At 63.0% G+C, this 14,774-nt stretch carries 10 protein-coding genes, 2 tRNA genes, 2 rRNA genes and 7 pseudogenes (1 of these 21 only partly in view); 12 read left to right on the top strand and 9 right to left on the bottom strand.

Translation table 11 applies throughout. The features are described from left to right. From QM789_RS18145 to QM789_RS18160, 4 genes are all read left to right on the top strand, one after another. Positions 1 to 808: ribosomal RNA gene (locus QM789_RS18145) — 23S ribosomal RNA — on the top strand; it begins 2,035 nt to the left of the window's first position. Positions 809 to 886: 78 nt separating this feature from the next. Then, positions 887 to 1,001: ribosomal RNA gene (rrf, locus tag QM789_RS18150) — 5S ribosomal RNA — on the top strand. A gap of 55 nt (positions 1,002 to 1,056) precedes the next feature. After that, positions 1,057 to 1,133: transfer RNA gene (locus QM789_RS18155), tRNA-Met, on the top strand. Between the two features lie 183 nt (positions 1,134 to 1,316). Continuing rightward, positions 1,317 to 1,559 carry a hypothetical protein gene (locus QM789_RS18160; RefSeq protein ID WP_420353217.1) on the top strand — a complete coding sequence of 81 codons (243 nt, stop codon included), beginning with the start codon at positions 1,317 to 1,319 and terminating at the stop codon, positions 1,557 to 1,559. 452 nt (positions 1,560 to 2,011) lie between these two features. Here QM789_RS18160 and QM789_RS18165 read toward each other — a convergent pair. Then, positions 2,012 to 3,162, bottom strand: a pseudogene (locus QM789_RS18165) (IS3 family transposase). A 65-nt stretch (positions 3,163 to 3,227) separates the two neighbouring features. Further along, a pseudogene (locus tag QM789_RS18170) lies at positions 3,228 to 3,844 on the bottom strand (IS5 family transposase); the annotation flags it as partial. A 409-nt stretch (positions 3,845 to 4,253) separates the two neighbouring features. Here QM789_RS18170 and QM789_RS18175 point away from each other — a divergent pair. Together QM789_RS18175 and QM789_RS18180 are read left to right on the top strand one after the other, a co-directional pair. Continuing rightward, positions 4,254 to 4,808 carry a DsbA family protein gene (locus QM789_RS18175; protein WP_420353218.1) on the top strand — a complete coding sequence of 185 codons (555 nt, stop codon included), beginning with the start codon at positions 4,254 to 4,256 and terminating at the stop codon, positions 4,806 to 4,808. A gap of 267 nt (positions 4,809 to 5,075) precedes the next feature. Further along, positions 5,076 to 5,149 (top strand) — tRNA-Gly (locus tag QM789_RS18180). A 353-nt stretch (positions 5,150 to 5,502) separates the two neighbouring features. Here the strand turns inward: QM789_RS18180 and QM789_RS18185 are convergent. The 3 genes and pseudogenes from QM789_RS18185 to QM789_RS18195 form a co-directional block, all read right to left on the bottom strand. After that, a complete protein-coding gene (locus QM789_RS18185; RefSeq protein WP_420353219.1) occupies positions 5,503 to 5,733 on the bottom strand; it encodes a hypothetical protein in 231 nt (76 codons plus the stop codon). A gap of 475 nt (positions 5,734 to 6,208) precedes the next feature. After that, a pseudogene (locus tag QM789_RS18190) lies at positions 6,209 to 6,818 on the bottom strand (hypothetical protein). 128 nt (positions 6,819 to 6,946) lie between these two features. Next, positions 6,947 to 7,168: a hypothetical protein gene (locus QM789_RS18195; RefSeq protein WP_420353220.1), complete on the bottom strand. Its 222-nt coding sequence runs from the start codon at positions 7,166 to 7,168 to the stop codon at positions 6,947 to 6,949. 729 nt (positions 7,169 to 7,897) lie between these two features. Between QM789_RS18195 and QM789_RS18200 the strand changes: the two are divergent. Next, positions 7,898 to 8,919: pseudogene (locus QM789_RS18200) on the top strand (IS110 family transposase). A gap of 309 nt (positions 8,920 to 9,228) precedes the next feature. Next, a pseudogene (locus QM789_RS18205) lies at positions 9,229 to 9,993 on the top strand (IS5 family transposase); the annotation flags it as partial. Here QM789_RS18205 and QM789_RS18210 read toward each other — a convergent pair. The 3 genes from QM789_RS18210 to parA form a co-directional block, all read right to left on the bottom strand. After that, entirely contained in the window at positions 9,974 to 10,243 is a 270-nt protein-coding gene (locus QM789_RS18210; RefSeq protein WP_420353221.1) for a hypothetical protein, read from the bottom strand. The pseudogene QM789_RS18205 and the gene QM789_RS18210 sit on opposite strands and share 20 nt — an antisense overlap. A gap of 196 nt (positions 10,244 to 10,439) precedes the next feature. Further along, positions 10,440 to 10,958 (bottom strand): DNA methyltransferase, encoded by a 519-nt coding sequence (locus QM789_RS18215; RefSeq protein WP_420353222.1) that lies wholly within the window; start codon positions 10,956 to 10,958, stop codon positions 10,440 to 10,442. Further along, on the bottom strand, positions 10,955 to 11,572 hold the full coding sequence (gene parA / locus QM789_RS18220; RefSeq protein ID WP_420353347.1) for a ParA family partition ATPase: 618 nt from the start codon (positions 11,570 to 11,572) through the stop codon (positions 10,955 to 10,957). The genes QM789_RS18215 and parA overlap by 4 nt, the downstream gene beginning before the upstream one ends. Before the next feature lie 150 nt (positions 11,573 to 11,722). Between parA and QM789_RS18225 the strand changes: the two genes are divergently transcribed. The 4 genes and pseudogenes from QM789_RS18225 to QM789_RS18240 all read left to right on the top strand — a co-directional run bounded on the left by QM789_RS18225 (position 11,723) and on the right by QM789_RS18240 (position 13,870). Next, the gene (locus QM789_RS18225) at positions 11,723 to 12,151 is read left to right on the top strand and encodes a CopG family transcriptional regulator (protein ID WP_420353223.1); all 429 of its coding nucleotides are present in this window, start codon (positions 11,723 to 11,725) and stop codon (positions 12,149 to 12,151) included. 190 nt (positions 12,152 to 12,341) lie between these two features. Continuing rightward, positions 12,342 to 12,890 (top strand): nucleotidyltransferase domain-containing protein, encoded by a 549-nt coding sequence (locus QM789_RS18230; RefSeq protein WP_420353224.1) that lies wholly within the window; start codon positions 12,342 to 12,344, stop codon positions 12,888 to 12,890. Positions 12,891 to 13,032: 142 nt separating this feature from the next. Beyond that, entirely contained in the window at positions 13,033 to 13,299 is a 267-nt protein-coding gene (locus QM789_RS18235; protein WP_420353225.1) for a hypothetical protein, read from the top strand. Positions 13,300 to 13,349: 50 nt separating this feature from the next. Beyond that, a pseudogene (locus tag QM789_RS18240) lies at positions 13,350 to 13,870 on the top strand (ATP-binding protein). Here the strand turns inward: QM789_RS18240 and QM789_RS18245 are convergent. Then, positions 13,818 to 14,391 (bottom strand): annotated as a pseudogene (locus QM789_RS18245) (IS21 family transposase); the annotation flags it as partial. The pseudogenes QM789_RS18240 and QM789_RS18245 sit on opposite strands and share 53 nt — an antisense overlap. Between the last annotated feature and the right edge of the window lie 383 nt (positions 14,392 to 14,774).

A 14,774-nucleotide genomic window follows, 5' to 3' on the forward strand; every position in this document is an offset into this window, starting at 1 on the left:
CTAGCTTTGCACTGGCATCAGGATTGTGATGTGCAGGATAGGTGGTAGGCTTTGAAACCGGGACGCCAGTTCCGGCGGAGCCTCCCTTGAGATACCACCCTTCGCACTCTTGATGTCTAACCGCGGCCCGTTATCCGGGTCCGGGACCCTGCATGGTGGGGAGTTTGACTGGGGCGGTCGCCTCCCAAATCGTAACGGAGGCGCGCGAAGGTAGGCTCAGACCGGTCGGAAATCGGTCGTTGAGTGCAATGGCAGAAGCCTGCCTGACTGCAAGTCTGACAAGACGAGCAGAGACGAAAGTCGGTCATAGTGATCCGGTGGTCCCAAGTGGGAGGGCCATCGCTCAACGGATAAAAGGTACTCTGGGGATAACAGGCTGATGATGCCCAAGAGTCCATATCAACGGCATCGTTTGGCACCTCGATGTCGGCTCATCTCATCCTGGGGCTGGAGCAGGTCCCAAGGGTATGGCTGTTCGCCATTTAAAGAGGTACGTGAGCTGGGTTTAGAACGTCGTGAGACAGTTCGGTCCCTATCTGCCGTGGGTGTAGGATACTTGATGGGAGTTGCCCCTAGTACGAGAGGACCGGGGTGAACGATCCACTGGTGGACCAGTTGTCGTGCCAACGGCAGTGCTGGGTAGCTATGATCGGACAGGATAAACGCTGAAGGCATCTAAGCGTGAAGCCCCCCCAAAAACTAGGTATCCCTTGAGGGCCGTGGAAGACCACCACGTCGATAGGCCGGAGATGTAAGCGCGGTAACGCGTTCAGTTGACCGGTACTAATTGCCCGATTGGCTTGATTTGATCCAGTAGCAGCAAGGCTACAATCAATAAGCATGCATACTTATGTGAACAGGACTTGGACAAAGGCTTCTTCCTCGGTTTGGTGGTCATAGCGCTGGCTAAACACCCGATCCCATCCCGAACTCGGCCGTTAAGGGCCAACACGCCAATGGTACTGCGTCTCAAGACGTGGGAGAGTAGGTCACCGCCAAACCTAGAAAGAAGCCACGTTCTCTCAATACGATCAAAAACCAACAGACAAACATCGGCGCGGGGTGGAGCAGCCCGGTAGCTCGTCAGGCTCATAACCTGAAGGCCGCAGGTTCAAATCCTGCCCCCGCAACCAGTTCCAACATATCACAACTGCTTAAACCTCCACAGGGAGACTTTCGGCATTTGGGCCTCCCGAGCCCCGGAATCAAACCGGAAGCAGCCCGCAGCGAACAACAGCGCAGAATCGGCGGGATCACAAAGCCGTGCGCCCCGGCCCGGCTCGGAGAAGGGGGGCGAAGCGAAGGCAGCCAGAAGTATGCTTTTCTGTCGGCTGGTAAGCGGGAAGTGGCGCAAGAAGCTGCTGGAACAGCACCCCGACCTGATGCCCGCGCTGGAGATCCCGGCCCCGACGGCGACCGTGGACATTGACCAGGTTGAACTGGTGATCGGCGATGCCACGATCCGGGTGGGTTCGGAGATCGGGGAAGCGGCCCTGACCCAGATCCTTCGGACGGTGCGTTCGGGCCGTGATCCCGTCGGGCGAAGGTCTTCCTTGTGAGCCAGCTAATCGACTTCAGGGAGGGGATGACTCCCTTCTCGGCCTGGTGCGCGACAGCGGCAGCGATCCGTTCAGCGGTCGCCTGAGGTTCCTTCGGTTTTTGCATTGAATCCGTCAAAGGGAGACAGGGAATAGGGCTTTGTTGTCCGGAGAGAAACAGAGAACGCCTAGAGTCCGGTGTTGATAAGGGGGACACCTGACAGGGCAGAGGCAATGCGGGAATATGTTTCTCCGGGGTGTTGGGGAGATACCTTCTTCGGACAACCAATCCTTTGTCCATTAATGCCCGGCCGTATTTTTCCTGACACCCATTATATCCCCAACACCTTTCCATTTGATTCAGGCAACGCTTGTTCGATATATTGTCACAACCTTTCTTCTATTCCTCACCCCCTCTTCATTGACAGGCCGCTGAAATACTCCTCGGCTTGTTTCAGCCCGTAGCTTCCCGCTCAGGCACCGAGCAGTTTCGGCAGCCTTGCGAGGTTGCAGGCGGCCATCGTCAGGGTGAACGGGGCGCGGACGCGCTCGATCTCGCGGTAGAGCGTCTGCGCCATGCCACCAACGGTCTTTGCCCAGAAAGGCTCCTCGATCTTCTTCCGCCGCCGCTGGGATTGAGCGTAGCCGACGTGCTGGGTGGTTCTGCCGTCGATCGCGGAATGCCGAAACTCTGTGCGACATGCGGCGTGACGACCATCTGGAGCCGCTCGACGACGAAGTCGGCTAGTGTAAGATCGCGACTGGTCAGCTCGGTGCCGTTGTCGCTGACAATCATGCCGGGCTTGCCGCGGCGTTCGATCAGGACCGTCAGCTCACGCGCCACGCGGCGGCCCGAGATTGATGGTGAGCCATCGCGCCGCCACCGGTTCAAGGCCGATGGCGAACGGGATCGCCGCGAGGCACTCTCGGGTGACATCGTCGACGATATTCAGCACCCGAAAGCGCTGGCCGCTGGCTAACTGGTCATGGACAAAATCCAGAGACCAGCGCGCATTGGGCCGCGCCTCGACCGGAATTGGCGCCCGCGTCCCGACGGCCTTGCACCGGGCCTTTCGCTTGCGCACCGTCAGCCCCTCCTCGCGGTAGAGCCGATAGATCCGGTTGATGCCGGACGGCTCGCCCTCGCGCCGCAGCAGCACGAAGAGACGCCGATAGCCGAACCGTCGGCGCTCGTTGGCCAGCTCCCGCAACCACCCGCGCAGCACCGTGTCCGGCGCCCTATGCGATTGGTATCGCACCATCTTGCGATCTGCCCAGGCAATCCGGCACGCCCGCCGTTCAGAGAGCCCAAGCAGGGACCTCAGATGCGCGACTGCCTCGCGCTTCACGGCAGGCGTCACCACTTTTTTGAAACCAATTCCTTCATCGCGGCGAGATCGAGCATCTGCTCGGCCAGCAACTTCTTCAGCTTGGCGTTCTCATCCTCGAGCACCTTCAGCCGCTTGGCCTCTGACATCGTCATGCCACCGAATTTGGCCTTCCAGTTGTAGAAAGTCCCCTCTGACATGCCGTGCTTGCGGCAAAGGTCAGCACACTTCGCGCCTGCCTCGTGCTCAGCCAGGATGCCGATGATCTGCTCGTCCGTGAATCTCGTTCGCTTCATTGTCCGTCCTCAAGTTGGGCCGGACTCTAATCAACAGTGAAGGAAAAATCCCGTGGAAGGTCAGAGGGTATGCAGGGCGAAATGCCCATTTCGATCAGTGCGTTGCGGAACCAGCCGGCATCATAGCCCCGGTCGGCAAGCAGTGCCCCGGCCCGAGGGATGGAGGACAGGAGCGCCCGCGCACCGATGTAATCCGAGGTCTGGCCCGCCGACAGAAACATCCGGATCGGGCGGCCCTTCGCGTCGGCCAGGACGTGCAGCTTCGAGTTCAACCCACCCTTGGTCCTACCGATCAGTCGCCCGCGCCCCCCTTTTGAACCGCAAGGCTCGATGCGGTCCGGTGCGCCTTGGCGTGCGCTGCGTCGATCATCACGATCCCGGTTTCCTGGGCCTGTGCGGCCAGTTCGGTCATGATCGTGGTAAACGCCCATGCGGCTCCACCGCTTCCAGCGATTGTAGGGCCTTTTCGGGAACTTACGCGGCCCCACTGGGGCCACGGTTTCCCTCAAGTCGGCGGGCCATACTCCTTGGGTGCGTGCTTCCACATCAACCCATTGCGTTGAATGAAGATTATGCCGCTCAGCACACGCCGATCATCGACCCTCGGCTTACCGCGGGACTTCGGAAAGAACGGCCGCAGCCGCTCCATCTGCCTTTCCGTCAGCCAGAAAAGTTCGTCCATGATCCCTCTCCAGGTCGGGAGGATGAATCATGACGCCCGCCTGCACTCAAGCAGATCTATGGGTCCTGACTGTAGATATGAGCCGAATTGTCTTCATTTTCTCGACACCGTGATTGTCCCGCTGCGGCTGTGTCTGGGCACCCATCAAGTGGCAGTAGATCGCCCCGGACAGGTACCCGTCGCTTGATCTTACGGCCAGCCACGCGATTGGCTCCCTCCGGCTTCGTCCCTGTCTCGCGGATCCGGAAGATGAGCGCGGGTCTGGCCGCGATGCCATCCGCGTCCGGGCTGATGTTGCGACGATTGTCGCGGTCCCAACGGCGCGGCCCTTGGCTTCGCGATCCTGGCGAGGTTCAATGCGGTGCGGAAGCGATCAGCCCCTGCGCCCATTCATTCTCCGGAGGTTCCTATGACCCCAATCCCCCGCCGCGCCGATCCCCTGTCCTGGGGGCATGGCCCGCATGTCTTCGAGATGTTCCTTGAGCCGACCTGCCCCTTCTCCGTCCGCGCCTTCGGCAAGATGGATGCGTTGCTGGCGGTGGGGGAGGATCGCGTCACGGTGAAGCTGCGGATGCAGTCGCAGCCTTGGCACATGTTCTCGGGTGTGATCACGCGCTGCGTGCTGGCAGCCTCGATGCTGTCGGGCGGGCGTGAGAATGCGAAGAAGGTGCTGGCCGAGGTCGGTGCCCGGCGCGAGGAATTCGAGTTCGAGGCCCATTGCAGGGGGCCGAACATGGAGACCACGCCGAACCAGATCATCGCCCGGATCGAGGGCTATACCGGGCTCGCGCTGGCCGAGGCCTTTACATTTCCCGAACTGGAGGCCGAGATCAAGTGGCACGCGAAATACGCCCGCCAGAACGGCATCCATGTCTCGCCCACTTTCATGGTGAACGGGCTTGTGCAACCCGATCTGGGCTCGGGGGATCCGGTCGAGGCATGGGCCGCGCGGCTGCCGGAGTAGGCTGTAGAAGCGCAGGGGCTTACGGTCGTTTCCCGCCTTCAGGGCTCTGATGCGCGCATCTCAGCCGTCCTGACCACCGGCCTCGCGGTTGAACTGATCGTCCGTCGACGTTCATCTGCTCAGTATTGCGGCCCCGAAGCAGAGCTCGGGCAACATGGGGGCCGCAGATGACGGCCCCCCCTTGGCCGTTGCTGCCCGGGGCGGGACGCGGCAATTTCGACGTGCAGGCTTGTAAATTGAAATCGGTTACGGTACCGAGACCGTATCGCGGGCGTTGTGTAATGGTAAGACCCCTGCCTTCCAAGCAGGAGACGCGGGTTCGATTCCCGCCGCCCGCTCCAATTACCAAACATTATTCTTGTAATTTCAATTCGTTAATTCCCATTGCGTCCCACGTCAGAATGGCATGCGGGACACTCACCATATCCATAGACTCAAGCGCGGGCATGGCATCGCGGGCAAGGTTCCAGCACTCCACCCCCCTTTGTGTAGACCTCTGACGGCCCGTGCACCGTCATGATCTGGTATTGCGAGCAGCCTTCCCGAGCCAGCAGGCGACCGGCGGCCTTCCGGATGCCGTGTGATGACCGGTCCTCCAGGCCCGCATCAGAGCGCCATCGCCGGAACATCTGCCCGAGTGAATCCGGCGTGGCAAAGCGCTGCCCCTTGGCATTGAGCAGGTATGTCTCTCCCGTCACGGTGGCCGCACGGGAAGCATCGGAATTTGCACCTCGGCCGATCCGCGCTTGACCGGCTGCCAGCGCAGCGCACGCACTCCCTCAATCACACTGTCGGCCCATGCCGGGGCTTCGATCAATTTCTGCAACGGGATATCCAGAGCGCGATTGGCATATTTGTCCGTCAGCACCTTCATCACGCCACTCCGCTTTTTCAGCGTGAGAGGGAAGACGACCCCGGCTTTCATCTCGCGCTCCATCGCCACCAAATGGCTTGACCGCTGACCAGCCGATCGAGCCGCGAATGGCCCGCTCTTCTGGCGTGGCTTTCGGCGCGATCTTGACCCCAGCCCGCGCGGCCCGGTAGATCGTCACGAACTGCGGATGATCCGGCGTTACCGATAGCAGGATACGCCGGGCTTTGTCTTCCTCGACCTGCACGCGATACCGGACCGCCCCGGACGGCAGCTTTTCGGTCAGCAGGCCAGGGTATTTGATTTTCATTGCGGTCAGGTTCGCGGTATCGGCTTCCGGTCATCCTGCGCCGGTTTTATGGCGCGGGCAACCGGCTCAGGCTCCGGGCTGATGCGGAATGCCCCGGCGTCAGTCAGCACCCTGACGCGGCCAGGCTCCAGCACGATTTCGCGGATCGACAGGCCCGCCGTGCGGCGACGGCGAGCGCGCGATCAATATCTGACTGCGTGACAGACCTGGGCCTGACCATCATCCATCCTCCTGTTTTGCGGAGCCAAGGGCATACGATCCCCACTGGTCGGCAGGCGTCGGCAATGCCCGGGAATGTGCGGCTGCGGGTGCGTTCTGGGCCCGGCGGGCAGCGGTGGACAGATTCCCACCGCCTGGCCTCGTCGGATCCGGTCTGCGGCGTGAGATTGTTCGTCGGCCTCAGCTGCGGCAGGCCGCGCAGATAGAACCTCGTCGCCTTCTTGGCCCGATCGCCAGACCACCACGGCTGCACAATCTGCGGGCGGGGCAGGTCGGACGGCATCCCCGCGCGGGCGTGCCGGTGCATCGCCGGGTTTTCGACCGCGATCCGATCAATTGGCGCACGCCAGCATGCAGTGAACAGCGAAACGCCTTCGTCCAGATCGGACCACATGTCGGCAAGCGTCCTCCCCGGCGGCGGGGTGGGCAGCCAGCGGACGCCGCTATTGCGGAGGCGGGTGCAGGGAGGATGCGCCACAACCAACAGATCCCATCCGTCCCGCAGCACGTCGCGCACGTCCCCGCGAATATGGCGGTTGGAACCGTCCGCAGCAGGCAGCAGGTCACACGACCATGCGTCATACCCGCGAGCCGCGAAAGCACGCCGCATCACACCCGATCAGAACGCGTATCACAACAACCTCCCGAGGCACATGGCCCCGATCGCCGCGATCAGCAGCACACCAGAGCCGGGCAGCGAGATGGTTGCCGTGGTCTCCGGAGTCGGATCAGGCACGATCACGGTGATGGTGTTGCCAACCTGGTCGCGAGCTTGTCCAGTCCGCCGGTCAGGTCGATATGCGTCATGCCTTCCCACATTGCCATATGGTGCATGCAGGGCACCGAGCCTCCGTCGAGGTATACGGGGAGGATTTCCTTGCCGGAGAGGCGTTGGACATCGGTTGCGCGGGCAATGTGGCGCATCATCTCGTCGGCGATGTTGATGGTGGTCTCGGTCATGCTTGATCCTTCCGTGATCAGTCTTCGATGGTCGGGAAGCGCGGTTCGCGGCGACCGGGGCCGACCTCGCGGATTTCCATGCTGCGCTGGTTGGGGTTCGCAACGGTCAGGCCGCCGCCTTCACCGCGCAACGGCCCCAAGAACTCCTATGGGCAGGTGAATGGCGGTTCCAAACCTACCTGTCGAGCATTGGGGGCAAGCCAATGTTTGATGCCAGCACCCAAGCTATCGCCAAGGCTGCGGAGTCGGGCTGGTGCCCTCCTGTGACAGGGTGCGAGCCCATGACGCACAACGGCTGGCTTCCGTTCGGAGAATCAGCCCCATGCCCATCTGTTGCTTGACGACCGAAGCAATGCTCTGGACCCGTTGAGCATCCCCCCGGAGACCTTGGCGGCATCGGGGCATCTTGCGCCAACTCCGGCGGGCAATGACGACCACGGTCAGGGGCGAACGTGATCCCGACCTGTATCCCAAGGACATAACGACCTTCCGCAGCATCCGGGGGCATTGCCCTGGGTGCGCTGAGGATGCCCCGGGGCGGTGAAGGCGCCGTGCCATCTACAACTGTGCGTTCTGGGCCTACCGGACAGGGAAGAATCCTCATTCGGGGATGCGGGGGCGCATCAACAACCCTGCACTGGCAACGGAAAGGGCGATTTTGGGGTGAAACGGACTCTGTTGCTGTCCCCTGCGGGGATCTTTGTGCCCGGGTCACAAAGGGGAGCGGTCATGTTGGAGATTATCGCGATCGGGCTCGAACTGGCGCAGAATGTGTTCCAGGTGCATGGAGCCGACGGCGCAGGACAGGCCGTTCTGCGTAGGAAGTTGCGGCGGTCGCAGGTGCTGGGGTTTTCAGCCAGTTGCCCTCTTGCGTCGTGGCGATGGAAGCTTGTGGAGGGGCGCATTACTATCGGCAAGCTGAGCCATGACGTGCGGCTAATCCCGCCCACTTACGTCAAGCCGTTCGTGAAGCGCCAGAAGAACGATGCGGCGGATGCCGAGGCAATCTGCGAAGCGGCTCAGAGGCCGACAATGCGCTTCGTGCCAGTGAAGAGCGAAGAGACTCAGGGCGCGGCGATGGTCTTCCGCCTGCGCGAGCTGCTGATCCGGCAGCGCACGCGGGCGATCAACGCATTGCGCGGCCATCTGACCGAGTTCGGGCAGATCGTGCCGCAGGAAGCGGCCAACGCGGCACGGCTGATTGTCCTCGTCGAGGATGCGGAAAGTGACCTGCCTACCGATGCCATTCCCACGCTGAAGGCTTTAATCGCGGCACGCGCGCACCTGGAGGCAGAGATGCGGAGATCGCGCGGCGCGCCAAGGAGAATGACGTCGCCCGGCGGCTGATGACGGTGCCTGATCGGGCCGCTGATCGCCACGGCCATTGCGGTTCTGGCTCCGCCACCCGAGACGTTCCGCAAGGACCGCGATTTTGCCGCCTGGCTTGGTCTGGTGCCACGGCAGCATTCGACCGGCGGGAAGCAATGTCTCGGAGCGACGGCCGGAATGGGGGAACGATCCTTGCGGCGCCTGCTGATCAATGGCGCCAACAGCGTGGTGATCAAACGTAATGTTCACAAGGAAGCTGGCTGAGCAGTCTGCTGTTGCGCAAACCACCGATGCTGGTGCGGGTGGCTTTGGCCAACAATGAGCGATGAAGCGCCACGGGTTCAAGCTCATCGCGAACGGCGCGGATCGTCTGGGCCGTGATGGCCCGGGGTGTCTACAAGGCTCCGGCCACGGCGGTGTAAATCGTCGTCGGTCGCGCGGACGTCGGAGCGCAAGGAGCGGTTTGGCGCAATCGTCGTGAGACGGGATCGGGAGAACCAGTGTGCAACAGAGTGCCTTCGAGCACGCGGCTTTGATCTGGACCTGATCCGCGAACACCATACCGGCCCGCAGCATGACGATGGCTGCAAAGAGGTCGGATACATGTCAGCCCCTATGACCCGCCAAAAGGATCCAGAATACCCCCTTGCGCAAGCGGCGGTTATACAGGTGGCATAAATCGTCGGCTTGGATTCCTGATGCGAATCCAGCGTGGCAAGTGAGGCCGCCAGCAGATCTGTCTGACGAAAAAAGTGCTGTTCGGCATGGCACTGCGCCAGACGACCGGGTTCGTCGAGAGCCTGCGGGGCCTGATCGGTCTGGACTGGAGCGTGCCGGACTTCAGCACGCTGTCACGCCGCCAGAGCCCCCTGATGGTCAATATTCCCCGTCGCGGATCAGACGGCCCGCTTCACCTGTTGCTCGGCAGCACCGGGATCAAGGTCGAGGGCGAAGGGGAGTGGAACGCGCGCAAGCACGGCGGACCCAAACGGCGGGTCTGGCGCAAGATCCATTTCGGGATCGACGAGAAACCCCTGGAGATCCGGGCTGCCGAGTTCACCACCAGCGATGTCGGCGACGCCTCTATGCTGCCCGAACTGCTGGACCAGCTTCCACCCGGACAGGAGATCGGCACAGTCACCGCTGATGGCGCCTTCGACACGCGCAAGTGCCACGAAGCCATCGCGGCCCGTGGTGCCGCTGCGATCATTCCGCCCCGCAAGAACGCCAAGCCTTGGAAGCCAGATACCGCCGGCGCCATCGCGCGCAACGACACCCTGCGCACATCAAGGCGTGTCGGTTGGACCATCTGGCGACGATGGAGCGGCTACCACCGCCGAAGCCGCATCGAGACCAGGATGCCCTGTGTGAAACTGCTGGGCCAGCGGCTGACCGCTCGGAACTTCGGCCGTCAGGTCGCCGAGTTCCAGGTCCGCATCGCCGTTCTCAACGGCTTCATCGCGCTCGACATACCCCTCACTGAGGCTGTGGGATGAGTCTGTCCAGGGAAAGGGAAACCTCGGCAAGCCGACGATTTATGCAACAGAGTCGAGCGTACTGATCAACGTAGAACGCCAAAGACACTGCGGCGTCGAGCTGAATCTCGACAACTTTCGTCTTTGCCGGACGGTGCGGTTTTGATGGTGTCACTTTTGGCGCTTGGGCCGTCGGTGCTTCGTCATCCTCATCGACTGACGCGTCGATGACGTCTTCATCGTCGTCATCTTGATCGCTGGCACGGATCATCTGGGCGGACGCTTTCGGTACTTTGGTCCGCTCGGCGAGGCCGGCGGCAAAGCATTTTGAATGGTGTTTATAATTTGCGAAAGGTCACTTTCAGGCATTTCCGCTTCTAGCATAATGAAGCGGATGAGAGAGGTGCCATTTCCCTTGGCCATTTGAACCCCAATTCCACATTTGCGTGCCGACGCGCGGCCTACGGTCAGGCCCCATAAATCCCCTTGCGCAGGTAGATGACGGAGCGCATCAGGCGCGGCCCGCCGTCCTGGCTGATGTAATGCCCGGCGTCGATCTGGCCGGTATGGGGAGGACGGCACTTGCGGCGAACCGTCCGCGCGGTTGCATCGGGCGTGGTCTGGACGTCGTTGTAGATGTCGCGCCAGGCCGTCTCTGCCGGATAGAATTGCACGGCCAGCTCATGCACACGCTTGAAGCGGTCGGCATGAAACCCGGTGCCGTTCTGCTTTTCCCAGACGATCTCCTGCGCGATCCGCAAGCCGGCGTCGGCGAAGCGGTCTGCGGTCGCCATGAAGCAGCGCAGCGAGCCGAAAACCCAGAGCGAGCCGGTCGGCCGGAGGGCGGCGCGCGCCAGCGCGATCCAGCCCTCGACGCGCCGATCCCAGGCGAGCGACGTGTCGCCATAGGGCGGGTCGGCAAGGATCATGTCGAAGGGCGCGTGCCAAGGCATTTCTTCGCGGCAATCGCCGGTGAGGATGGTCATGGCCCGGCCCTCCCGGTGTCCAGCCCTTCGATCTCGGCGGTGAGTGCAGCAATCTCGCGGGCGGCGGGAGACAGGCGGTCGATCTCGCGGACCAGCCGCCCTGCCTGCGCGGCGTCGGCGAAGACGACGCGCTGGCCGATGGCGGTGGCGAGCATCGGCGGATCATGGTCGGCGAGCGTGTCGGCCGTCTCGCGGGCGATAACGGTGCGCGCGCCGCAGCGATTGAGCGCGAAGCGCGCGACGAGTTGCGGCCGGTAGATGCGGGCCTCCGCCAGGAGGGCCAGCATCTCGGCCGAGGCCCAGCCGTCGAGCGGCGACGGCTGCACCGGGATCAGCACCAGGTCGGCGGCGAGGAGCGCGGAGCGCATGAGGCCGGCGACGCGGGGTGGGCCGTCGATGACGATGTGATCGGCATCGCGGGCCAGCTCGGGTGCCTCCCGGTGCAGCGTGTCGCGCGCGAGGCCAATGGTGCCGAACAGCCGCGGCAGGCCCTCACGGGCACGCTGCTGCGACCAGTCGAGCGACGATCCCTCCGGATCGGCGTCGATCAGGGTGGCTGCATCGTCGGCCGAAGCGGCTTCGTCACCGCCGTCACCGGCAGGGAAGGCGGGCAGCACCACCCCGGCATCGTCCTGTCCGGACGGATCGTCCGCCGCGTCGCATCGCGCGCTCGTGGCGCATCCACATGACGCGGCTGTCGCCGAGCCGCGGCATGATCCGGCAGGTGGCGATGGACCCGAACGACGGGATGGAACTGTAGCGCCATGGCCAATCCCCGGAAAAAGAGAAAGGTCACGGTCTATCTGGACCCCGAGGTCGAGCGGTTCCTCGCGGATTTTGCCGCGCGCAGGGACCAGTCGCAGTCGATGATCGCCGAGGCCGCGATTGCCTCCTTCCTGTCGCCCGATGATGCCGAGCACCGGGAAGCGGTCGTGGCCCGGCGCCTCGACCATCTCGATCGCCGCATGGGACGGACGGAGCGCGATGTCGGCATTGCTGTCGAAACCCTGGCCGTGTTCATCCGCTTCTGGCTTGCCACCACCCCGGCCTTGCCCGAGCCCGCCGCGCAGGCGGCCAAGGCCAAGGTCGGCGAGCGCTACGAGGCCTTCATCATCGCGCTCGGACGGGGGCTCGCGCAGGGGCCGAAGCTCCGGCAGGAGGTCGTGGAGGATGTGAGCGGATCAGATCAGTAGAAATTGCGCTCATCTCCTGCTGGCACTACGGCACAACCATCCCGGAAAAGTCGACATGGCGCTTCAGCAGGCGCCCAATTCACAGTGCTATTGCAGGAATGTGCCCAAACTGGCGCCAGCCATGAAGAATGAGCGCGCGGATTGGCTGTTGCCCCCGGATCGTCTATATTGGACGCAGGAGATCCTTGTGATGCAGAGCCAGACGCCATCCCAGGCCCTGCAACAGGGCCGCAACCTGATCCGCGAACTCGCGGCCCGGCACCGCACGGCCAATCCCCGTGTGTTCGGTTCTGTCCTGACGGGTAGGGATCGGGCTGACAGCGACCTCGACGTGCTGGTCGAGCCGCTGCCCGAGACCACGCTCTTCGACCTCGGGGGACTTCAGGATGCGCTGGAAGAGGCGCTTGGCGTGCGCGTCGATGTGAAGACCCCGATGGACCTGCCGCCGCATATCCGTGCGAATGTCCTGCGGCAGGCGGTCCCGGTGACAGCGGCGACCGATGCCCTCACCTTTACGGAAGGCATGACCGAGGAGGATTTCCTGGCCGATCTGCGGACGCAACGCGCCGTGGTGATGGTCGGCGAGGCAGCCAGCCGGATTCTCTCGGATCGCCCCGGCTTCGCGGAGGCAAAGGCGGCGATCCCATGGCGTGGAATGCGCAATCGCATCGCCCCCGGCTTTTCGACATCGACCTGCATGTCGTCGGGATCACGGTGCAGACTGAGCTGCCCGCGCTGATCGCCCATCTGTCCCGACCTTAAACCCGGGGGGCGACCGCCGATTGCCGATCCGGCTCACCGGCCCGAGGCACATGCCGCTTGGGCAGATACGGGCCTTCTGGAGTGGGCGAAGGGCTAACGCCTGCGCCAGGCTTGCGCAGGTGGAACAGGCCATAGCACAGACGCAGCAGAAGATGCAGTCCCGTCTGCGCTGGATCCAGTCGATGCCGCGACGGTTCGGGAAAGCGCGCTTCCAGAAAGCCTGCGAGCGCGCCGTCGGTCTTGGTGATCTGCGCTTCGAACACGTTGGAAACGTGCTGAAGCGCGGCATAGAAGCCACGCCCGCCCAAAGCACCGTGCAGCGCATGACGCTACCGGAAAAGAATATCCGCGGCGCCCGCTATTACGGCAAGAAGGGGAGAGAATGATGGGGTACGATCAAGCCTGTCGGCACCTGACCGATCTCAGGCTGCATGGCATGCTGCAAACTTTCGAGCAGCAGCAGGTCAGCACGGCATTTTCGGAATTGGCTTTTACGGATCGCCTGGAGCATCTTCACCTGGCGGAACAGCGCTATCGCGACGTCCGGAGTCGCGACCGGCTGATCTCGCGCGCCCACTTCAAACATCGGGCCGCGCCCCAGGACATTCGCTTCATTGAGGGTCGAAATCTTGATCGCGCTATGATCGCGGAACTGCTGACAGGGGAATGGATTCGACGAGCTGACAATCTGTTGGTGCCGCCGGAACCGGTAAGACCTGGCTCGCCTGTGCGATCGGCATGGCGGCGGTCAACCTGAAGCTCTCCGTCCGCTATGTCCGCACCAACCCCACGCTCGAAGAGTTTCGCCTTGCGCACCTGGATGGGTCCGTGTCCAAGCTGCGTGCCGGTCTGATCAACGCCGAGCTGCTGATCCTGGGGATCGCGCCGATCCCGGAGCAGGCCAAGGAGGGTTTGCGAATGGCGCCGGGACGCTGTAGCGACCGCGCTCGAAGCTGATCAGGCGGGTGGGCGAGACGCGTTTGCTCTGCTCGACAAAGCCGTCGAAGACGACCGGCAGGGCCATCAACGCCGCCTGCTCCTCGGCCCAGATGTCGGTATGGCTCCACGCAGCGTTGCTCCAGCCACGCGTTCAGGGCTGCCAGATCGGGGAAGTTCGGTATCGGTTGCCACAGCCGAGGGCGCGCATCCTGCACGTTTTTCTCGGCCCGTCCCTGCACCGGCGGGCTTGAATCGGTGGCGCCACGCCGGCGCAGTCTCAGCCGGTGGCCGGATTGCAGAACTCCGTAGTGATTGGGGAGGTGCATGTTGACCTGGCGCTCCTTGCCCCGACCGACGCGGTTCGCATATCGTCTTAGCCTCCGCATTCCGGAGCGTCGCCGAAGACACGAAAGCCATGCCAGTGAGCATCGAATAGAAATCTCGTGGGTCTGCAAGACATAGGCGCGAACCGGGAAAGCCCGGCTATGCGATATCTTGATGTGGGCGACCTGCACTTGGTGCGCTCTCAGCCCATACACTCTTGATGATGTGGGGCTGTTGGTTCCCCATTGTTTCCGTGATGCCGCCCTGACCGGTGCAAACCGCTCTGCGGGGCCGGAGCCGCCGGTGTTGCGCAAGCGGAGCGTGACGATGGCAGATGGGTTATTGAATTTTGCCGTTCCGTGGAAGGTGCTTCGCCCGGAACCGGAAGGGCGGGCGTGTCGCGACACGGAAGGGGGTTGAGTATCGCCGGGAGGGCGGAACCGCCCGGCCCGGATGATGCAGGCAGCGGCGGGGTGCCTAATGCGCCTGCCATCGTGCGTCCCAAGGCAGGGTCTTGAAAACAATGGCCGGACAGGGGGATGCCTCTGCCCGGCTCATTCGTTTCCCCCATTCCGACCCGCCATCCGGGGGCGGGACA

The organism is Paenirhodobacter sp. (assembly GCF_047600745.1).
Classification (GTDB): domain Bacteria; phylum Pseudomonadota; class Alphaproteobacteria; order Rhodobacterales; family Rhodobacteraceae; genus Rhodobacter.